This window comes from Yimella sp. NH-Cas1, from assembly GCF_022359705.1.
In the GTDB taxonomy this organism is placed as follows: Bacteria; Actinomycetota; Actinomycetes; order Actinomycetales; family Dermatophilaceae; genus Yimella; species Yimella lutea.
Genome location: NZ_JAKSGG010000003.1, coordinates 689,255 through 709,146 on the forward strand (window position 1 = coordinate 689,255; position 19,892 = coordinate 709,146).

Below are 19,892 nucleotides of genomic sequence, written 5' to 3' on the forward strand. Positions count from 1 at the left end.
CTCAGCCCGTCGGCGCCTGCCAGTCGACGCGGGTACCGCCTTCGGGGCGGGGTTCCACCTTGCAACTGCCGCCACGGGCAACAGCGCGGTCGCAAATGTTCGCCAGGCCGCTGCGCCTGGACACCGTCTGGTCGATGCCGACTCCGTTGTCCTGCACAGTGATTCGCACACCTGATGCGTCGACACCAATGCGTGCGGTCGTGACGTCGGCGTGAGCATGCCTCGCCACGTTGGCGAAGCACTCACGCAGCACGGTGAGAATGTCGGCGGCGAGTTCGTCGGACAGACATGAGATATCGCCGTGCAGTTCGATCTGCGCGGCGTGTCCCATCGCGGTCGCGCTGTCGTTGGCCAACGCATTCAGCTGGGCGGGAAGGGTCAGGGCTACCGGTCCGGTCTGCAGCTCGAAGATCGTGCGGCGGATCTGTTTGATCGTCTCGTCCAGGTCGTCGACCACCCGGTTGATGCGTGGCTGAGCGGCAGCCGGAAGCGAACCCAGCGTGGCCTGCACCGACAGACCGGTGGCGAACAGGCGTTGGATCACCACGTCGTGCAGGTCGCGGGCGATACGGTCGCGGTCCTCGAGCACCGCCAGTCGCTCCAGTTCGGCACGCCGACGGCCGAGCAACCAGGCTCCGGCGACGCGATCGGCCAGCGAACGTCCTTGTTCGACGATCGGGTCGCGCACGGTGTCCTTGCCGCCCCGCCAGACCAGTTCCATTGCGCACAGACGTTCGCCACCCGCCTCGATCACCAGTAATAGTCCGGTGTCGCGGGCCGGGATGAGTCCCCAGGCGCTCAACTCGTCGTCGGTCAACAGGCGGGTCGACTCGTCGGGTGCGTCACGCAGGCGTACCAGGTCTGCGCCCACGACCGACCGGAGATGCTGGCTCAGTCGTTGCCAGACGTCCGTCGTCCAGCCCTCCTTTTCGATGATGTCGACCGCGTCCACTCCCGCCTGCAGCCACCGTTCCCGCGCGGTGGCTGCCTGGAACAGCTGTGCGTTGTCGATCGCGATCGATGCCGCCGCCGCAAGGGACTGGGTGATCGCGAGATCCTCGTCGGAGAACTCGTTCGCTCCGATTTTCTCGGTCAGATAGAGATTGCCGAACACCTTGCCGCGACCCTGTACCGGAACACCGAGGAAGCTTTCCATGTGTCTGTGCGCGGCAGGCATGCCCACCGACACGGGGTGGTCGGTCATCTTCGCCATCCGGATGGGACGCGGGTCGTCGATCAGCAGACGCAGGATTCCCCGGCCGTGCGGAGTCTCCCGGATCGGGCACTTCGACGCGTCGACACCGTGGAAGATGAGCCCGTGCAACTCGCCTGCGGTGTCGACGATTCCGAGCGCGCCGTAGCGGGCTCCGACGAGTTCACATGCGGTGCGGACAATGTTGTCGAGGACGCTCTCGAGCTCGAGTTCCCCGGTGACCTGGGCGACCGCGTCCAGAACCCGCCGGATCGGATCAGCGGTGGGCAGCAACCGTTCGGGCATGCGTCCGACCCTAGGCGGTGCCCACCGTGGTGCCCTTCACCGGTGGGCCGAGGTGAAGCTCGGTGAGAGTGATGATCGTCGGGAAGAGGCACACTGAACAAGGGGATTCAGGCGCGAGGACGCCGGTCACCACCACGCTGCACCCGCCGCCGTCCGTTCTCACGTCGTCGACCTGAAAAGCGACCACGTCGCCGGACTCTGCGGCACGGGCGAGTGTCTGGTCGTCGCTGCGCAGCAAGATGCGGTCGTCGTCGGTTTCACAACGCACGACCAGGACGACCGGGAGAGCGCCGCGCGACAACGCGACGCGGCCGAGACCGACGGTGTTGATGAGCGTGTCGATCAACGACCGGCTCTGCGCGGGCAGGATCGTCTGCTGAGCCATGACGCAAGTGTTGTGAGTCACGGTGGAGACCTCCAGGGACCAAGGTCCCGAGGGGGCCTGGCAGAATGCGGGAACGTGAGCACCTCGACGAACACTCCCGTGAAGATCTACCTGGTCGACGACCACGAGATCGTCCGCCGGGGGTTGGCCGAGGTGCTGTCGCAGGACGGCCGCTGCGAGGTCATCGGCGACTCCGGTTCCGCCGTCGAAGCCATTGCGCGGATCCCCGCCCTGCGCCCGGACGTCGCGGTGCTCGACGGCCGCCTGGGTGACGGCTCGGGAATGGACGTCTGCCGCGAGGTGCGCTCGATCGACCCGCACATCCATTGCGTCATCCTCACGTCCTACGACGACGACGAAGCGATGATGCAAGCCATCCTGGCGGGGGCTCAGGCGTACGTTCTCAAACAGATCCGCGGCAACGAGCTCGTCGATGTCGTGCTGCGCGTGGCCGCAGGGGAGAACCTGCTGGACGACGGCGCCGCCCGCGAGGTGCGTGACCGGATCGCCGCGACCGACATCTCGCATCACCCGGCGCTGGAGGAACTCACCGAACAGGAACGCAGGGTGCTGCTGCTGGTCGCCGACGGGATGACGAACCGGCAGATCGCCGGCGAACTGTTCCTCGCCGAGAAGACGGTGAAGAACTACATCACCAGCATCCTGGCCAAACTCGGCCTCGGCTCCCGCACCCAGGCGGCCGTCCTCGTCGAGCGGTTACGCACCCACGCCTTATCAGCACCGAACGTCCGCAACTTGGCATAGGTGACCCGCGCGTCCTGCGGACAGTCGAGATCGAGTGTCCGCGGGACTGGTCAGCTGACCCGCGAGTTCTGCGGACCTTTCACTCCGCCGACTCGGCTCGTCTGCCTTCGAGGTGAGCGCGCTCGACAGGGTTGTCGCAGTGGGCGATTGCTTCGTCGTAGGCGGTCCGTGCCGAACGACCGGTGATGCGAGTGCCGGGTGATCGAGGAGACCGAGTCCCTCGGCGATCTCGTCGTGGTGCCAACGGCTCCGGTCCTGATCGGCGAGGAGGACGAGCGTGCCGTCCACGACACGAGCATCGCGTCGCGCGTGCTGCAGCAGCATCAACGCCAGCAACGCCTCGTCCATCCGCCGGCTATGGCGATGCTCGGTGTCCTCGGCCTGTCGAAGCAGTTCGTCCGACCGGCTGCGGGCAGTGTTCTCGGCCCGCAGCGCATCGATCAGGCGACGGCTCGCGACGGTCATCAACCAACCGGTCGGGTTGGTCGGACGGCCGTCTCGTGGCCACGTCCGCACTGCCGCCTCGCAGGCGTCCGCCAACGCGTCCGCGGCGAGGTCCACTCGCCCAGTGCGTCGCACCAGCAGCGCGGTCAGGCGCCCCCAGTCGCAGCGCACTGCCTCGGCGAGTGCGTCGGCGGCGTCTGCATCGTTCACACCGGGTCGACCACCGGCGCGACCTGGATGTCGTAGGCGGGCAACAGACGCAGCAGCTCGAACAGTGTGTCGAGATCGGGACTCTCGACGAGGTAGAAACCGCCCATCCCCTCGATCGCTTCCGCGTAGGGACCGTCGGTGATCGAGACCTGACCGGCACGCGAGCGCATCACCTTCGCATCTCCAGGCGCGCCCAGTGCCTCGCCGGCGAGGATCTGGACGCCGCTGCGCTGGGCGCACGCGGCGTCGAATGCGCCGAACTTCTCTATCGAGGCGGTTTGTTGCTGTGGCGACTGCTCGTTCCAGGGGATCTCTTCGCCGTCGCCCATCAGCAACACCAGGTACTTCATGTCGAGCTCCTCTCGGTGGGTGAGTCTCGCGCGATTCGCGATCTCGACACCATGTCGTGCGGAGACGTCCGAAATCGACAACACACTGAAAATTTCTTTCCGAGCACGACGCTGTCACACAAGAACAACTGCAGGCCGCGAGTTCGAATCGACGGGGACCGAGCGTCAGCTCTTCTTGGGAGCTCCCGGACGTGCGTAGCGCCACCAGGTGATGGCGATGCACATGACCGCCCAGGCGACACCCAGCCAGTAGAAGGCCGGGCCACCCATCGTGGTGATGCCGATACCGAACAGGAACGGACCGAACGCCGCGATGGCAGCCGTCCAGCCGATCACACCGCCGGCCTGGCGCCGCTCGAAGATCATCGGCATCTGTTTGAAGGTGGATGCGTTGCCGATGCCGGAGAAGAAGAAGATCGCGAGCATCCCGAACAGGAACTGGTTGAAGCCCGAGTCCAGGGCTGCGGCGGACGAGGTGTCCGGCGTCAGGCCCGGGATCGTGTAGATGATCGAGGCGACCAGTCCGATGCCGGAGATGAGCGACCAGATCGCTCCGCCCATGCGGTCGGTGAGCGGGGAGAACAGCACGCGCGCACCGGCACCGATGAGCGGGCCGAGGAAGACGAACTTCACCGGGTCGGGCAGCGTGTAACCCTCGACCAAAACCCTTGCGGCAGCACCGGATCCGCTGACGATCTCGCTGTTACCGGTGCCGTACAAGTTGGCCATGAGCAGACCGAACTGCGCGGACAGGCCGGCGAACGTGCCGAAGGTCATGATGTAAAGCAACGTCATCCACCAGGTGTCCTGGTTCTTGAAGATGTCGAACTGCTGCTTGACGTTCGCATGGATCGGCACCGACTTCAGCATCGTCCAGGCCAGGATCGCGCCGATTATCATCAGCGGGATCCAGATGAACGCGGCGTTCTGATACCAGACCTGCTGACTGGCCTTGCCCGGCGACTTCATCATCTGGCTGCCGCCGAAGATGGCCAGGCCGCTCATCGCGATCAGGTACGGCGTGGTCAGCTGGACGATCGAGACGCCGAAGTTGCCCAGGCCCGCCTGCAGGCCGAGCGCGGTGCCCTGCTTGGACTTGGGAAAGAAGAACGAGGTGCTCGGCATGAAGCCGGAGAAGGCGCCTCCACCGATACCGGCGAGGAAGGCCAGCACCATCAGCTCCCAGTACGGAGCGGTGGGGTTCTGGACGCGGACGCCCCAGCCGAGGGTCGAGGGTACCAGGAGCAGGGTGGTCAGCGACACCATCTTGCGGGTGCCCATGATGGGCGGCAGCACCATCCAGACCAGGCGCAGCAGACCGGCGGCGAGGCCGGGCATCGCGGCCATCCAGTACAGCTCGGACTTCGTCCAGCTGTACCCGAGGGCATTGAGCTTGGGGATGATCGCGCTGGGCAGGAACCAGGCGATGAACGCCAGGGTCAGGCAGAAGGTCGTGATCCACAGGGTGCGCCAGGCGAGACCGGAGTCCCACTGCTCACTCTCGGGATCCCATTCCTCGAGCCACTCCTTGCCGCGGCGTTGCGGCGCGGTCGTACTGGTCATCGTTGTGCTCCAACTGTTTCGGGCCGCTCGATGCGGTCGGCGATTTCGGGGGAGTGCTCGCGGTGCATACGCAGGATGGTCAGGTGCATCCAGATCGCGCAGAGGGCCGTGAGCAGGAAGAGGACGAAGAAGGTGCTGGACGGGAAGCCGGACCACTGTTTGGTGTAGGCGAACAGCGGGGGCAGGACGAATCCGCCGAGACCACCGAACATGCCGACCAGGCCACCGACCGAACCGACGTTGTCGGGGAAGTACTCGGGAATGTGCTTGTAAACAGCGGCTTTTCCGATACCCATCGCGCAGCCGAGCAGGACCACCAGCACGGCGAACGGGGCGATGCCGAGGTTCCAGGCAAGGTGCTGACTGGTGTGTCCGTCCGGGTGCGCGATGACCAAGTGTCCGTTCGGCATCATCAGGATGCCGGTGGTCACCAGCATGACGCCGAAGGTGAGATACATGACCTTGCGGGCGCCGAGGCGGTCGGAGAACGCGCCGCCCACCGGACGTAACAAGGACGCCGGGAAGATGAAGGTGGCGGTCAGCAGAGCAGCGTCGTGCAGCGAGACGTCGAAGTTGTCGACGTAATACTTCGGCAACCAAGCCGACAACGCGACGTACGCACCGAACACCGCGGCGTAGTACAGGCTGAAGCGCCACACCCGCATCTGCTTCAGCGGCTCGAGCATCTCGCCGATCGGCTTGCCCGCGCCGGCCATCCGGTCCGTGCGGGGAGTCACGACCAGGATGAGGACGGCGACGGCCACGAGGGCGAAGGAGTAGATCACCGGGAACAGACGCCAACCGCCCTCGATGAAGCCGAAGTAGGTCGCGCCTGCCGTGGCGGTGAGTACGGTCGGGAAGACGACGAGCATCAGCTTGGTGACCGAGGCGCCGACGTTGCCGGCACCGAAGACCCCCAGCGCGAAGCCCTGGCGTTCCTTCGGCGTCCACGCCGAGTTCCACGCGACGCCGACGCTGAACAGGTTGCCGGCGAAGCCGACCAGGAAGGCCAGCATCAGCAACATGCCGTAGCTGTGTGCGTGCGCGACCAGGTAGCAGGGGATGGCCGTCAGCAGCAGCATCGCGATCGTGACGACGCGTCCACCGATGCGGTCGGTGAGCATCCCGGCGGGCAGGCGCCACAGCGAACCGTTCAGGACGGCGACCGCGCTGATCCAGGCCAGCTGCGGGTCGCTGAGCTTCAACTCCTTCTGGATCGGCACACCGAGGATGCCGAACATCAGCCACACCGCGAACATCAACGTGAAGGCGATCGTGGACATCACCAGGACCCTGGTGGAACCCCGCGACGTGCCGGCCGGGATGGTGCTGGATGCCGTAGCGGACATCGCGTGAGTGCTCCTTGAATCATTCGGGGCGCACGGCAGACAACCGTGCATTACACAAATTAGGAGGATGGACGCGTCCGCAATAGGGACGTTGGTCCTCTTCCGGACGGTTCTGTTCCTCCCTACTGTCAAGGGAGTTGGGACAGCTGTGCCGAGTGTGAGGAATTGATCCGATGTCGATCGACGACCCGATGACCAATGCGCTGTTGCGCACGCGGCGTCATTTCAAGCCGCAGAAGGTGTCGCCGGACCTGCGCACCCTCTATAAGGAGGGCGGCCGTTCGGGTGATGCGTTCTACCGCGACCGTTGGGCACACGACAAGGTAGTCCGCTCGACCCATGGCGTGAACTGCACCGGGTCCTGTTCGTGGAAGGTGTACGTCAAGGACGGCATCATCACCTGGGAGGCGCAGCAGACCGACTACCCCAGCGCCGGGGCCGACAAGCCCGAGTACGAACCGCGCGGCTGCCCGCGTGGCGCCGCGTTCAGTTGGTACACCTACAGCCCGACCCGGGTGCGCTACCCGTACGTGCGCGGTGTGCTGCTGGAGATGTTCCGTGCGGCGAGGGCCGAGCACGGCGGCGACCCGGTGCTGGCCTGGGCCTCGATCGTCGAGGACCCGAAGAAGGCCCGTCGGTACAAGCGCGCTCGCGGCAAGGGCGGCCTGGTGCGGGCTACCTGGGAGGACGTCGTCGAGATCGTGGCGGCCGCCCACGTTTACACGGTCAAGCAGTACGGTCCCGACCGCATCGCCGGCTTCTCACCGATCCCGGCCATGTCGCCGGTGTCCTACACCTCCGGTGCTCGCTTCCTCGAACTCGTCGGCGCGCCCATGCTGTCGTTCTACGACTGGTACGCCGACCTGCCCAACGCCTCGCCGCAGATGTTCGGCGACCAGACCGACGTCCCCGAGTCCGGTGACTGGTGGGACGCGGGCTACCTGATCATGTGGGGCTCGAACGTCCCGCTGACCCGTACGCCCGACGCGCACTGGATGACCGAAGCCCGCTATCGCGGCCAGAAGGTCATCGCCGTCGCCCCCGACTACGCCGAGAACGTGAAGTTCGCGGACGAGTGGGTCACCGCCGCGCCCGGCACCGACGGGGCGCTCGCGATGGCGATGGGCCACGTCGTGCTCAAGGAGTTCTTCGTCGAGCAGCAGGTGCCGTTCTTCGAGGAATACAACAAGCGCTTCACCGACCTGCCGAACCTGGTCGCCCTGACCCAGGGCCCGGACGGCGTGCTGCGGCCGGGCAAGTACCTGGTGGCAGGCGATGTCGAAGGCGGACCGAAGTCCGACTCCGAGAACGCCATGTGGAAGACCGCCGTATTCGACTCCAACACAGGAGAATTGGCAATCCCGAACGGATCCATCGGGGACCGTTACGGCGAGGAGGGTATGGGCAGGTGGAACCTCGAACTCGAGGGAATCGACCCGCTGCTCAGTGTCTACGACACCCGTGACGACGCCGTCGAGGTCGAGCTTCCGCGCTTCGACGCCGGCGACGGAAAGGTCGCCTACGAGAGCCGGGGTGTCCCCGTCCGCCGCGTCGGCGAACGTCTGGTCACCACCGTCCTTGACCTCATGCTGGCGCAGTACGGCGTCGGACGTGAGGGCCTGCCGGGTTCGTGGCCGACCGGCTACGACGACCCGTCCGCACCGGCCACTCCGGCCTGGCAGCAGGAACACACCGGTGTGCCGGCGCAGCAGGTCGAACGCCTGGCGCGCGAGTGGGCGCAAAACGCGATCGACACGGGCGGCCGCGGCATGATCCTGATGGGCGCAGGCGTGAATCACTGGTTCCACTCCGACCAGATCTACCGCGCGATGCTGGTGCTGACCACGATCACCGGTTGCCAAGGACGCAACGGCGGCGGCTGGGCGCACTACGTCGGCCAGGAGAAGATCCGACCGATCATGGGCTTCCAGCACATGGCGTTCGCGCTCGACTGGCACCGCCCGCCACGGCACATGAACCAGACCTCCTACTGGTACGTGCACACCAGCCAGTACCGCTACGACACCCACAACGCCGACGACCTGGACGCCGGCACCGGCATCTTCGCCGGCAAGGGAGTGATGGACCTGCTCGCGCAGTCGGCCCGTCTCGGCTGGAGTCCGAGCTACCCGACCTTCGACCGCAGCAGCCTCGACATCGCCGACCAGGCCGAGGCCGCCGGCATGGAGGTTCCTGCGTACGTCGCGTCCGAATTGAAGTCCGGCGCAATGAGATTCGCGGTCGAAGACCCGGAGAACCCGGTCAACTACCCGCGCGTGCTGTCGTTGTGGCGCTCCAACCTGCTCGGCAGCTCGGCGAAGGGCAACGAGTACTTCCTGCGTCACCTGCTCGGCACCGACAGTGCCGCGACGGCGCTCGAGGCCTCGCCGGAGCACCGTCCGACGTCCATCGAATGGGCCGACGAGGCGGGCGAGGGCAAGCTCGACCTGCTGATGACCATCGACTTCCGCATGACCAGCTCGACGATCCTGTCGGACGTCGTGCTGCCGGCGGCGACCTGGTACGAAAAGCACGACCTGTCGACCACCGACATGCACCCGTTCATCCATTCCTTCAACCCGGCGATCAACCCGCCGTGGCAGACGAAGTCGGACTGGGAGGCGTGGAAGGCTGTCGCGAAGAAGTTCAGCGAACTCGCCGTCGAGCACCTCGGCACGCGCAAGGACGTCATCGCCAAGCCGCTGTGGCACGACACCCCCGAGGCCATGGCCACCGTTCACGGTGAGGTGAAGGACTGGAAGCTGGGGGAGTGCGAGCCGATCCCGGGCAAGACGATGCCGGTCATCGCCGTCGCCGAACGTGACTACACCGCGGTCTACGACAAGATGACGACCATCGGCCCGTTGCTGGAGAAGGTCGGCATGCTCACCAAGGGCGTCGCCTACCAGGTCGGACGCGAGGTCGACATCCTGCGGCAGCGCAACGGGGTCGCGATGAGCGGCGCCGGCAAGGGACAGCCGAAGGTCGAGACCGACGTCCAGATGGCCGACGCCATGCTGCACCTCGCGGGCGTCTCCAACGGTCATCTGGCCACCCAGGGATTCGAGTTCCTGGAGAAGCGCACCGGTACCCAGCTGGCCGACCTGTCGGCCGAGCACGAGGGCAAGCAGATCACCTTCGCCGACACCCAGGTCTCGCCGGTTCCGGTGATCACCTCACCGGAGTGGTCCGGTTCGGAGTCCGGCGGACGCCGGTACAGCCCGTTCACCATCAACATTGAGCGCAAGAAGCCGTTCCACACCCTCACCGGACGGCAACAGTTCTATGTCGACCACGACTGGTTCATCGGGATGGGCGAGGCGTTGCCGGTGTACCGGCCACCGCTGAACATGACCCAGTTGTTCGGTGAGGCACCGATCGGTGAGCAGAACGAACTCGGTGTCTCGGTGCGCTACCTCACGCCGCACAACAAGTGGTCGATCCACAGCGAGTACCAGGACAACCTGTTCATGCTGTCGCTGTCGCGCGGTGGCCAGTCGGTCTGGATGAGCGACCGCGACGCCGACAAGGTCGGCATCAAGGACAACGACTGGATTGAGATGGTCAACCGCAACGGTGTCGTGGCGGCGCGGGCGATCGTCAGCCACCGCATGCCCGAGGGCACGGTCTACATGCACCACGCACAGGACCGGCTCATCGACGTCCCGCTCACCGAGCGCGACCGCAAGCGCGGCGGAATCCACAACAGCCTCACCCGAATTCTGTTGAAGCCCAACCACATGGTCGGTGGCTACGCCCAGCTGGCCTACTTCTTCAACTACATCGGGCCGATCGGGAACAACCGTGACGAGGTCACGATGATCCGCAAGCGCACCACCCCCGTCGAGTACTGAGCCAGCGGGAAAGTAGAGGAGACGAAGACATGAAGATCATGGCTCAGATGGCGATGGTGATGAACCTCGACAAGTGCATCGGGTGCCACACCTGCTCGGTCACCTGCAAGCAGGCATGGACCAACAGGGCCGGCACCGAGTACGTGTGGTTCAACAACGTCGAGACCCGTCCCGGCCTCGGCTACCCACGCACCTACGAGGACCAAGAGGAGTGGAAGGGCGGCTGGACCCTCGGCAAGAACGGCAAGCTCCAGCTCAAGGCCGGCGGTCGGTTGAAGAAGCTGGCGAACATCTTCAGCAACCCCAAGATGCCCTCGATCGACGACTACTACGAGCCGTGGACGTACGACTACGAGACGCTGCTGACCTCGCCGGCCACCAAGAACTTCCCGGTCGCCCGGCCCAAGTCGCTGCTCACCGGCAAGGACATGAATGTCCGCTGGTCGGCCAACTGGGACGACGACCTCGGTGGTTCGAAGGAGATCGCGGTCAAGGACCCGATGCTGAAGGGCATCGAGGACAAGGTGAAGTTCGAGTTCGAACAGACCTTCATGTTCTACCTGCCGCGCATCTGTGAACACTGCCTCAACCCGTCGTGTGCGGCCAGCTGTCCCAGCGGTGCGATCTACAAGCGTGAGGAGGACGGCATCGTCCTGGTCGACCAGGACCGCTGCCGCGGCTGGCGCATGTGCGTCTCGGGATGCCCGTACAAGAAGGTCTACTTCAACCACAAGACCGGCAAGGCCGAGAAGTGCACTTTCTGCTACCCGCGCGTCGAGGTCGGCATCCCAACCGTCTGCGCGGAGACCTGCGTCGGACGACTGCGGTACATCGGCCTGATGCTGTACGACGCCGACCGCGTGCTGGAAGCGGCCAGCGTCGAGAACGATCACGACCTGTACGAGGCACAGCGCTCGGTCTTCCTCGACCCGAACGACCCCGAGATTGCTCGCGCCGCGGAGGAAGCGGGCATCCCGGGCGACTGGGTCGAAGCAGCCAAGAAGTCGCCGGTGCGCCGACTGATCCAGGATTACAAGGTGGCGCTGCCGCTGCACCCGGAGTACCGCACCATGCCGATGGTCTGGTACATCCCGCCGCTGTCGCCGGTGGTCGACGTGATCAAGGAGACCGGTCACGACGGCGAGGACAAGAACAACCTGTTCGCCGCGATCGACACCCTGCGCATCCCGGTCGAGTACCTCGCCAACCTGTTCACCGCCGGTGACGTCGGACCGATCAACGACGTCCTGCGCAAGCTCGCCGCGATGCGGTCGTTCATGCGCGACATCAACCTGGGCGGCGACCCGGACGAGTCCATCGCCGAAGCCGTCGGCATGGACGCCGAGTCGATGTACGAGATGTTCCGGTTGCTCGCAATCGCCAAGTACAACGAGCGCTACGTCATCCCGACCGCCCACGCCGAGCAGGCGCACGGACTGGAAGAACTCGCGACGGACTGCCCGGTCAACTACGACTACGACGGTGACGGCAATGACCCGTTCGGCGAAGGATCCGGTGAGCTCACCCCGGTCGCGGTGGAGAACTTCCGGATGCTGCAGGAGCGTCAGACCAGCGAGGAACTCGTCGGTGGAGGCACCAAGCGCGGACGCGTGAACCTGCTCAACTGGGATGGCAAGGGCAGCCCGCGCGGGCTCTTCCCGGGCCGGAAGGACAAGTGATGAACATCTTCCGCCGGGTGGCCAAGAGCAACCGTTCGCGATTGCCCGAGGATCAGTTGCGCGTCGTCTGGCAGGCAGTGTCGTTGCTGCTGGAATACCCGCACGACGACTCCGACGAGCAGCGCGCGATGATCCGGGCGTCCATCACGGATCTGCCTGCGACAGTGCGGGATCCGTTGAACGCCTTCCTCGACCATGCGCAGCAGGTGCCACTGCAGGACCTGCAGGCCGACTTCGTCGAGACCTTCGATCACACCCGGCGCGGCTGTCTGTACCTCACCTACTTCGCGTACGGCGACACTCGCCGTCGCGGAGTGGTGCTGGTGCAGTTCAAGCAGGCCTACCGCAAGGGCGGAGCCGAGTTCGAGTCCGATGAGTTGCCCGACCACATCGCAGTGGTGCTCGAGTTCGGTGCGACGGTCGACGTCCAGACCTCCTGGAAGTTGCTGGGTGACTACCGCGCCGGTGTCGAGATGCTGCGGATCGCGCTGCAGGACAAGGGTTCTGCTTGGGCGAACGTGCTGATCGCGCTGTGCGCAACGCTCCCGCCCCTCGGCGACGACGAGGTGCAGGCGGTAGCTCTCCTGATCGAACAAGGTCCTCCTCAGGAGGACGTCGGGATGGACGGCTACGGAATGGACCCCGCCCTCGACGCACCCTCACCCGGCGCCTTCACGCCGCCGACCATTGCCAACGCGCCCGAGTTCCTGGGCAACGAGATTCCGGTGGGAGCCCCCCGATGAACACCTTCCTGTGGGTGATCGTGCCCTACATGTGCCTGGCGATCTTCGTGGTCGGGCACTGGTGGCGGTACAAATACGACAAGTTCGGTTGGACGACCCGCTCCAGCCAGCTGTACGAATCGAGCCTGTTGCGGTGGGGCAGCCCGCTGTTCCACTTCGGCATGTTGGGTGTGGTCGGCGGCCACATCATCGGTCTGCTCGTGCCGCGTTCGTGGACCGAAGCCGTCGGCATCAGCGACCACGTGTACCACCTGGTCGCGGTCATCGGCGGTCTGTTGGCAGGCATCATGACGATCGTCGGCCTCGCGATCCTGATCTACCGTCGCCGGGTCACGGGACCGGTGTTCTCCGCGACCACTGTCAACGACAAGGTGATGTACGTCTTCCTCGCAGCGGCCATCGTCCTGGGAATGTGGAACACCATCGCCGGTTCGATCTTCACCGTCGGCGGCGAATACAACTACCGCGAAGGCGTGTCGGTCTGGTACCGCTCGTTCCTGGCTTTCCAGCCGGACGCCGACCTGATGGCGCAGGCACCGATCGGGTTCAAGTTGCACGCGCTGGTGGCGTTCGCGCTCTTCGCGATGTGGCCGTTCACCCGGCTTGTGCACGTGTTCAGTGCACCGCTGCAGTACCTGTGGCGCCCGTACATCGTCTACCGCTCGCGCGACACGCAGCGCGGTCGCGTCACGCCCACGACCCGCGCCTGGGAGCGTTCCGAACTCAAGAAGTGAGTGCAGCACGTCCCGACGTGGCGCACCGCACGACATGAACCGAAGGCCACCCGCTGGTGCGGGTGGCCTTCGGATGTGCGTGGTGCGGCTCAGATACCGCCGATGCTGATCGCCTTCTGACCGGCCGTGCAACCGCCGGTGACCGTGCTGCCCTGGGTGAGGATGCCGCACTTCCAAGTCTCACCGTTGTGGTTCACATCGCCGGAGGCGATGGCCTGGTCCTTCTGGGAGAACTTGCCCCAGATCTGAGTGGCGTCCTCACAACTGATGCCCACCGCCTGAGCTTCCAGTTGTTCGCCCTTGCGCTCCAGCTTGCAGTTCTGTACCCCGCCGACAGCGCCGCCGGAGCTGGTGGTCTCGCTCGCGGGCGACTCGCTGCTGCTCTGGGCGGGAGTCGACTCGCTCGACGACTGGGTCTGCGGGGTGGTGGACGCGGTCTGCGAGGCCGCGCCGGTCTCCTCGGACTTCTTGTCGTCCGACCCGCAACCGGACAGGCCGATCGTCACGGCCAAGGCACTTGCTGCGACGAGCGCATTCAACTTCTTCACGAGGTCTCTCCCTGAACTTCACGAATGATGTCGACCCTGAGTTTGTCACGGGCGTTGCAACGGCGGGCGATTCGGCGCTGCCGGTCGGCCCCTGGACGACGGCCGTGCACCGTCGGGTGACAATGGCGGAATGCATTTCGACCTCGCGATCATCGGTACGGGCTCAGGCAACTTTCTGGTCACCCCTGAATGGGACGGCAAGCGGGTCGCGGTGATCGAGAAGGGACTGTTCGGCGGTACCTGCCTGAACGTCGGCTGCATCCCGACCAAGATGTTCGTGTACGCGGCCGAGGTCGCGACCACGATCCGTGGGGCATCACGCTACGGCGTCGATGCCCGGATCGACGGCGTCCGCTGGCGTGACATCCGTGACCGCGTCTTCGGCCGGATCGACCCGATCGAGGACAGCGGGCGCAACTACCGGGTCAACGGCGACAACACGACGGCATTTCTCGGCACGGCGCGGTTCACCGGCCCGAAGACCATCGTGGTCGACGTCCAGGGGCGCGAGCAGGAGATCACCGCCGACCAGATCGTGGTCGCCACCGGTTCGACTCCGGTTGTGCCCCAGGGCATTTCCGATTGCGGCGTGCGGTATTACACGAACGAGGACGTCATGCGGATCGATGAACTCCCGCAGCGCATGACGATCGTCGGTGGCGGTTACATCGCGGCCGAGTTCGCGCACGTCTTCGGCTCGCTCGGCGTCGAGGTCACGATCGTCACCCGGGGTCCGGTGATGCTGAGCCAGCAGGACGATCTGATCAGCACGGAGTTCAGCGCGCTCGCCAGTGAGCAGTGGAACGTCCGCTTCAACTGCACAGTGTCGTCCGTCGTCCAGAACGACGACCACATCGAGCTGTCGCTGTCCGACGGAACGAGAATGGAGACTGACCTGCTGCTCGTTGCCACCGGTCGTGAACCGCTTGTGCCGCAGGGCCTTTCGCTGGCCGGCATCGAGACCCGGGAGGACGGCCGCATCGTCGTCGACGAGTACGGACGCACCACCGCGGACGGCGTCTGGACGCTCGGCGACGTCAGTTCGGACTACCAGCTCAAGCACGTCGCCAACCACGAGGCGCGGGTCGTCGCGCACAATCTGACCCACCCGGGCGACCTGCAGACCTTCGACCACCGGTTCGTCCCGGCGGCGGTGTTCACCCACCCGCAGGTCGCGTCCGTCGGGCTCACCGAGCAGCAGGCGTCCGAGGCCGGACACGACATCACCGTGAAGGTGCAGAACTACGGTGACACCGCCTACGGCTGGGCGATGGAGGACACCACGAGCATCGTGAAGCTGATCGCCGACCGCAGCTCGGGGCAGTTGCTGGGCGCCCATTTCATGGGGCCGGACGCCAGTTCGTTGATCCAGATCGTCATCCAGGCGATGAGCTTCGGGCAGTCGGCCAAGGACCTCGCCCGCGGCCAGTACTGGATCCACCCGGCTCTTGCCGAAGTGGTGGAGAACGCGCTGCTCGGCCTCGAGTTCGACCGGGACTGAAGCGGACCCGCCAGCGCGAGCCCGGGATCGCGACCTACTGCATGCGGTTCGAGCAGTTGCGAGCCCCAGGGCGAGTGCCGCGATCGAAACCTGGCACGACGCGCGCCGAAACCTCCACGCTGGTCGAGTAGGTGCGAGCCCCGTGGGGTACTCCTCGAAGACCAGAGCTCCCGACGGAACATCGTCAAGATTCCGTAAAGGTCCCGAGGTCTCAAGGTCGGCTGTGATCGAATGTCTCCCAGCCGGCGGTCACTTCCGATCGTCATCGACTCGGGGGAGCGCATGGGCGCCGAATTTGCTGTCCGCACAACAGGATTGCGCAAGGTCTATCGAGGTCGTCGAGGCCGGCACGTCGCCGTGCAGGGGCTCGACCTCAACGTGCCGGTCGGAGGTGTGCACGGCTTCCTCGGACCGAACGGATCGGGCAAGACAACCTCGCTTCGCATGCTGCTCGGACTCATCCGAGCCGACGGCGGCACGATGGAGATTTTCGGACGCTCGGTGCCTGATCACCTGCCGGAGGTGATCTCGCGCGTCGGCGCGATCGTCGAGTCGCCCAAGTTCTTCCCTGCCTTCAGCGGCCGACAGAACCTGTCGCTGCTGGCCGACGCCATCGGTGCCGATCGCTGCGCGGTCGACCGGGTGTTGGAGGAGACCTCGCTGAAGGAGCGCGCCGGTGACCCTTTCAAGTCGTACTCGCTCGGCATGAAGCAGCGCTTGGCGATCGCCGCCACGCTGTTGAAGTCGCCCGAACTGTTGATCTTCGATGAGCCTACGAACGGCTTGGACCCGGCAGGCATTCACGAGATCCGGCGCACCATGCGGTCCTTGGCCGACGAGGGGCGCACGGTGCTGGTGAGCAGTCACATCCTGAGTGAGATCCAGCAGGTCGCCGACACGGTGTCGATCATCGGTCAGGGACGGCTACTGGCCGAGGGATCGGTGGCCGAGCTGATGGCGCAGGGCGGTGCCGGCGCCACCGTCCGGACGACGGACGACGAGAAGGCCCGCGAGGTGCTTGCGGGAGCAGGTCTGTCGGTGAGAACCGAGCACGGACATCTTGCCCTCGAGGACGTCGCTGATCCTGCTGTGATCTCCGAAATGCTTGCCGCACATCGGATCTGGTTGCGGGAACTACGTCCTACCGGTCACGATCTGGAGTCGGTGTTCCTCGAACTCACCCGTTCCGAAGGCCTCGAGGCGACCGGCGGTGTGCGATGACCCGATTGATCAAGGCGGAGTTCCGGCGTGCGTTCGCTCGGGGCATCACCAAAGGCGTGCTGTTGCTGGCGCTGCTGTTCGCCGGGTTCACCATCTTCGCGATGCACCAGCAGGTGTCGAACATGCCGACCCAGGCTGAGGTGCAGCAGACCTTCAGGTTCGCCCACGACGACTGGGCGAAGAATCACCAGAGGTACGAGAAGGACTGCCTTGCGAGCACTCCCGAGTCGGAGCGAAACAACGCGCCGACGGACTTCTGCGACTTCCCTGAACCGAAATTGTCGGACTTCGTCGGTCAGAACGGCACCCTCGGCGGGGTACTGAAACAGGGGACTTCGGGCCTACTGATGGTGGCCGCACTTGCTGCCCTCGTCTTAGGCGCGAGTCTGGTGTGCGCCGAGTTCACCTCCGGATCGATGATGACCTGGCTGACCTTCGAGCCCCAACGCATCCCCGTATATGCCTCCAAGGTGCTGGTGGCGACGCTGATGGGGCTGCTGCCGGTCCTGGTGCTCGTGGCGATCGCCGGCCCGGGTTTCTGGTTGGCCGGCTCGTCCGGGGAACTGGAGTTCGCCGCGGGTGAGCAGTCGACCTATCTCGCGACCTTGGGACGGCTCTTCGGCGTCGGTATGTTCTGCAGTCTGATAGGCACAGCCCTTGGCTTCGTGCTGCGCCACACGACGGCCGTCCTTGGGTTCGCTGCCGTCTGGCTCATCGCGGTCGAACTGATCGGGGGGAATTCGATCGCCGACGCTCGTCGTTGGACCATCGGCGCTGCGTTGAGTGCGTTCGTCGACCACGGCAAGGAATGGGAGACCTATCCGCCGTGCTACAGCGGTGGAGCCGACTGCAGGCCGGTCATCCACTGGCTCGGTTTCTGGCCCGCCACGAGCTATCTCCTCGTCGTCGCGGTGGTGGGCTTCTTGATCGGCCTGGCCACTTTCCGCCGCCGCGACGTCGGCTGACGTCGGCTGACGTCGGCTGACGTCGGCTGACGCGCCGAGTGTCAGACGGTTTGCTTCGTCCGGGACTCAAACCGTCTGACACCCGGCACGTACGGTCGAGGCATGTCCAACCGCCTGCAGCACGCGACGAGCCCCTACCTGCTCCAACACGCCGACAACCCGGTCGACTGGTGGGAGTGGGGGCCGGACGCGTTCGCCGAGGCTCGGCGCCGCGGCGTCCCGGTGCTGCTGTCGGTCGGGTACGCGGCCTGCCACTGGTGCCACGTGATGGCCCACGAATCGTTCGAGGACGACGCCACGGCCGCGTTGATGAACGAGCACTTCGTCAGCATCAAAGTCGACCGCGAAGAACGCCCGGACATCGACGCGATCTACATGAATGCCACCACCGCGATGACCGGGCACGGCGGCTGGCCGATGACCTGCGTCCTCGACCACGACGGCTCGCCGTTCTTCGCCGGCACCTACTTTCCGCCCCAGCCGCGCCACGGTCAGCCCGCCTTCCAACAGGTGCTAGGCTTCCTCGCCGACGCGTGGGAGAACCGGCAGGACGACATCCGCGGCGCGGCCGATGCCCTGCGCCAGCACCTGAACCGCGAGTCCGCTGCAGCACGCCCCGTCACGGGTGCCGAACTCGATACTGCGGTCGCGCTGTTCGAACGCGAATTCGACCGCCGATCAAAGGGATTCGGGGGTGCACCGAAGTTCCCGCCGTCCATGGTCCTGGAGTTCCTGCGCCTACGGGCGACGCACGGTGACGGGTCGGCGGCGACGATGCTCGAGCAGACCTGCGACGCCATGGCGCGCGGCGGGATGTACGACCAGCTCGGTGGTGGCTTCGCCCGATACAGCGTCGACAGCGACTGGGTCGTGCCGCACTTCGAGAAGATGCTCTACGACAACGCACAGCTGCTCGGTGTGTACGCCCGGCTCGGCACGCCGCTGGGCGACCGGGTCGCGCAGCAGACCGCCGACTTCATGCTGCGCGAACTGCGGACCGACCATGGTGCCCTGGCCAGTTCCTTGGACGCCGACTCCGAAGGCGTCGAGGGCAAGTTCTACGCCTGGACCCGGCAACAACTCCTCGAAGTGCTCGGTGAGGACGACGGCCGTTGGGCGGCAGAGGCCTTCGGGGTCACGCGCGCCGGCACCTTCGAGCACGGTAGTTCGGTGCTGCAGCTGAGCGATGACGTCGACGAGACACGACTCGCCGATGTCCGGCAGAAACTGTTGGACGCGCGCGAACTGCGGATCCGCCCCGAACGCGACGACAAGGTGGTCGCCGCCTGGAACGGCCTGGCGATCAGCGGACTGGTCGCGGCGGCGCAGGCGCTCGCCGATCCCCAGTACCTCGACGCGGCGCGCGCGATCGCCGATCACCTGCTCGAAGTGCACCTGGTCGACGGACGCCTGCGGCGGGTCTCCCGCGACGGTGTCGTCGGCAATCCGGACGCCGTGCTCGAGGACCTCGGCTGCCTCGCTGCCGGCCTCCTCGACCTCGCAGCGGCCACCGACGACAGTGCTTACTTCGAGGCGGGCACACAATTGCTCGACGACGCGCTGGCCAGGTTCCGGGCGGACGACGGCGGCTTCCACGACACCGCGACCGATGCCGAGCAATTGATCGCCCGCCCGCGGGAAGCGGCCGACAATGCCAGCCCGTCCGGGCTGTCTGCCACGGTGAACGCGCTCATCACGGCGACCGCTCTCGGCGGGTCCGGTCGGTACGAGGAAGCAGCGCGGGAAGCTCTCGCCACCGCCCACGAGGTGATGACCCGTGCGCCCCGGTTCGCCGGGTGGGCGTTGGTCGCCGCGCAGCGGTTGGCCGACGGCCCGGAGCAGGTCGCCGTGGTGGGTTCGCCCGGACGAGATCGCGACCGACTCGTCGCGGCCGCCGTCCGGCGGTTCGGGGGACCGGTCGCGGTGGGTGCGTCCGGCGATGCCCGGTTGTCGGTACTCGCCGAACGAGGGATCGTGACCGAGCCCGCGGCGTTCGTCTGCCGGGGCCGAACGTGTGATCTTCCGATCACCGACCCGGATGCGTTGCGCGCTGGTCCGAACCAGGCCTGATCCACCCGTACGA

16 protein-coding genes are annotated in these 19,892 nt (G+C 65.8%); 9 read left to right on the forward strand and 7 right to left on the reverse strand.

Annotated elements, in window-relative coordinates; all coding sequences use genetic code 11:
- Position 1: 1 nt before the first annotated feature.
- Together MF407_RS03680 and MF407_RS03685 are read right to left on the reverse strand one after the other, a co-directional pair.
- The gene (locus tag MF407_RS03680) at positions 2–1,498 is read right to left on the reverse strand and encodes a GAF domain-containing protein (RefSeq protein ID WP_129625788.1); all 1,497 of its coding nucleotides are present in this window, start codon (positions 1,496–1,498) and stop codon (positions 2–4) included.
- A 10-nt stretch (positions 1,499–1,508) separates the two neighbouring features.
- Entirely contained in the window at positions 1,509–1,883 is a 375-nt protein-coding gene (locus tag MF407_RS03685; protein ID WP_141929036.1) for a pyridoxamine 5'-phosphate oxidase family protein, read from the reverse strand.
- 75 nt (positions 1,884–1,958) lie between these two features.
- Here MF407_RS03685 and MF407_RS03690 point away from each other — a divergent pair, with 75 nt between their 5' ends.
- Positions 1,959–2,648 carry a response regulator transcription factor gene (locus MF407_RS03690; protein ID WP_239701353.1) on the forward strand — a complete coding sequence of 230 codons (690 nt, stop codon included), beginning with the start codon at positions 1,959–1,961 and terminating at the stop codon, positions 2,646–2,648.
- On the opposite strand, the gene MF407_RS03695 is transcribed toward MF407_RS03690, so the two are convergent.
- From MF407_RS03695 to MF407_RS03710, 4 genes are all read right to left on the reverse strand, one after another.
- Positions 2,619–3,302: a DUF6596 domain-containing protein gene (locus MF407_RS03695; RefSeq protein WP_141929035.1), complete on the reverse strand. Its 684-nt coding sequence runs from the start codon at positions 3,300–3,302 to the stop codon at positions 2,619–2,621. The genes MF407_RS03690 and MF407_RS03695 overlap by 30 nt on opposite strands.
- Positions 3,299–3,652, reverse strand: a complete 354-nt coding sequence (locus MF407_RS03700) for a YciI family protein (RefSeq protein WP_141929034.1) — start codon at positions 3,650–3,652, stop codon at positions 3,299–3,301. Before MF407_RS03700 ends, MF407_RS03695 begins: the two co-directional genes overlap by 4 nt.
- A gap of 165 nt (positions 3,653–3,817) precedes the next feature.
- Positions 3,818–5,215: an MFS transporter gene (locus MF407_RS03705; protein WP_239701355.1), complete on the reverse strand. Its 1,398-nt coding sequence runs from the start codon at positions 5,213–5,215 to the stop codon at positions 3,818–3,820.
- Entirely contained in the window at positions 5,212–6,498 is a 1,287-nt protein-coding gene (locus tag MF407_RS03710) for a nitrate/nitrite transporter (protein WP_239701357.1), read from the reverse strand. Before MF407_RS03710 ends, MF407_RS03705 begins: the two co-directional genes overlap by 4 nt.
- A gap of 239 nt (positions 6,499–6,737) precedes the next feature.
- On the opposite strand from MF407_RS03710, the gene MF407_RS03715 reads away from it, so the two are divergent.
- From MF407_RS03715 to narI, 4 genes are read left to right on the forward strand one after another with little or no spacing between them, the layout of a single operon-like run.
- Complete coding sequence (locus tag MF407_RS03715; protein ID WP_239701359.1) at positions 6,738–10,418, forward strand: nitrate reductase subunit alpha; 3,681 nt, start codon at positions 6,738–6,740, stop codon at positions 10,416–10,418.
- 29 nt (positions 10,419–10,447) lie between these two features.
- Positions 10,448–12,097 (forward strand): nitrate reductase subunit beta, encoded by a 1,650-nt coding sequence (gene narH, locus MF407_RS03720; RefSeq protein ID WP_129625781.1) that lies wholly within the window; start codon positions 10,448–10,450, stop codon positions 12,095–12,097.
- Positions 12,097–12,840, forward strand: a complete 744-nt coding sequence (gene narJ / locus MF407_RS03725; protein WP_239701361.1) for a nitrate reductase molybdenum cofactor assembly chaperone — start codon at positions 12,097–12,099, stop codon at positions 12,838–12,840. The genes narH and narJ overlap by 1 nt, the downstream gene beginning before the upstream one ends.
- A complete protein-coding gene (narI, locus tag MF407_RS03730) occupies positions 12,837–13,574 on the forward strand; it encodes a respiratory nitrate reductase subunit gamma (protein WP_129625779.1) in 738 nt (245 codons plus the stop codon). The genes narJ and narI overlap by 4 nt, the downstream gene beginning before the upstream one ends.
- An 89-nt stretch (positions 13,575–13,663) precedes the next feature.
- Here narI and MF407_RS03735 read toward each other — a convergent pair whose 3' ends face one another.
- Positions 13,664–14,122 (reverse strand): hypothetical protein, encoded by a 459-nt coding sequence (locus MF407_RS03735; RefSeq protein WP_239701362.1) that lies wholly within the window; start codon positions 14,120–14,122, stop codon positions 13,664–13,666.
- A 130-nt stretch (positions 14,123–14,252) separates the two neighbouring features.
- Between MF407_RS03735 and mtr the strand changes: the two genes are divergently transcribed.
- The 4 genes from mtr to MF407_RS03755 all read left to right on the forward strand — a co-directional run bounded on the left by mtr (position 14,253) and on the right by MF407_RS03755 (position 19,879).
- Entirely contained in the window at positions 14,253–15,623 is a 1,371-nt protein-coding gene (mtr, locus tag MF407_RS03740) for a mycothione reductase (protein ID WP_239701363.1), read from the forward strand.
- A gap of 231 nt (positions 15,624–15,854) precedes the next feature.
- Positions 15,855–16,844 carry an ATP-binding cassette domain-containing protein gene (locus tag MF407_RS03745; protein WP_239701364.1) on the forward strand — a complete coding sequence of 330 codons (990 nt, stop codon included), beginning with the start codon at positions 15,855–15,857 and terminating at the stop codon, positions 16,842–16,844.
- Positions 16,841–17,809: an ABC transporter permease subunit gene (locus MF407_RS03750; RefSeq protein ID WP_239701365.1), complete on the forward strand. Its 969-nt coding sequence runs from the start codon at positions 16,841–16,843 to the stop codon at positions 17,807–17,809. The genes MF407_RS03745 and MF407_RS03750 overlap by 4 nt, the downstream gene beginning before the upstream one ends.
- Before the next feature lie 102 nt (positions 17,810–17,911).
- Positions 17,912–19,879, forward strand: a complete 1,968-nt coding sequence (locus MF407_RS03755) for a thioredoxin domain-containing protein (protein WP_129625775.1) — start codon at positions 17,912–17,914, stop codon at positions 19,877–19,879.
- Positions 19,880–19,892: the final 13 nt, after the last annotated feature.

Excerpts from the sequence above, each read along its gene's own strand:
- mtr (WP_239701363.1), top strand. The coding sequence starts at position 14,253 with ATGCATTTCGACCTCGCGATCATCGGTACGGGCTCAGGCAACTTTCTG.
- narI (WP_129625779.1), top strand. The coding sequence starts at position 12,837 with ATGAACACCTTCCTGTGGGTGATCGTGCCCTACATGTGCCTGGCGATC.
- MF407_RS03755 (WP_129625775.1), top strand. The coding sequence starts at position 17,912 with ATGTCCAACCGCCTGCAGCACGCGACGAGCCCCTACCTGCTCCAACAC.
- narJ (WP_239701361.1), top strand. The coding sequence starts at position 12,097 with ATGAACATCTTCCGCCGGGTGGCCAAGAGCAACCGTTCGCGATTGCCC.
- MF407_RS03750 (WP_239701365.1), top strand. The coding sequence starts at position 16,841 with ATGACCCGATTGATCAAGGCGGAGTTCCGGCGTGCGTTCGCTCGGGGC.
- MF407_RS03685 (WP_141929036.1), bottom strand. The coding sequence starts at position 1,883 with ATGGCTCAGCAGACGATCCTGCCCGCGCAGAGCCGGTCGTTGATCGAC.
- MF407_RS03715 (WP_239701359.1), top strand. The coding sequence starts at position 6,738 with ATGTCGATCGACGACCCGATGACCAATGCGCTGTTGCGCACGCGGCGT.
- MF407_RS03745 (WP_239701364.1), top strand. The coding sequence starts at position 15,855 with ATGTCTCCCAGCCGGCGGTCACTTCCGATCGTCATCGACTCGGGGGAG.
- MF407_RS03680 (WP_129625788.1), bottom strand. The coding sequence starts at position 1,498 with ATGCCCGAACGGTTGCTGCCCACCGCTGATCCGATCCGGCGGGTTCTG.
- MF407_RS03705 (WP_239701355.1), bottom strand. The coding sequence starts at position 5,215 with ATGACCAGTACGACCGCGCCGCAACGCCGCGGCAAGGAGTGGCTCGAG.
- narH (WP_129625781.1), top strand. The coding sequence starts at position 10,448 with ATGAAGATCATGGCTCAGATGGCGATGGTGATGAACCTCGACAAGTGC.
- MF407_RS03700 (WP_141929034.1), bottom strand. The coding sequence starts at position 3,652 with ATGAAGTACCTGGTGTTGCTGATGGGCGACGGCGAAGAGATCCCCTGG.
- MF407_RS03710 (WP_239701357.1), bottom strand. The coding sequence starts at position 6,498 with ATGTCCACGATCGCCTTCACGTTGATGTTCGCGGTGTGGCTGATGTTC.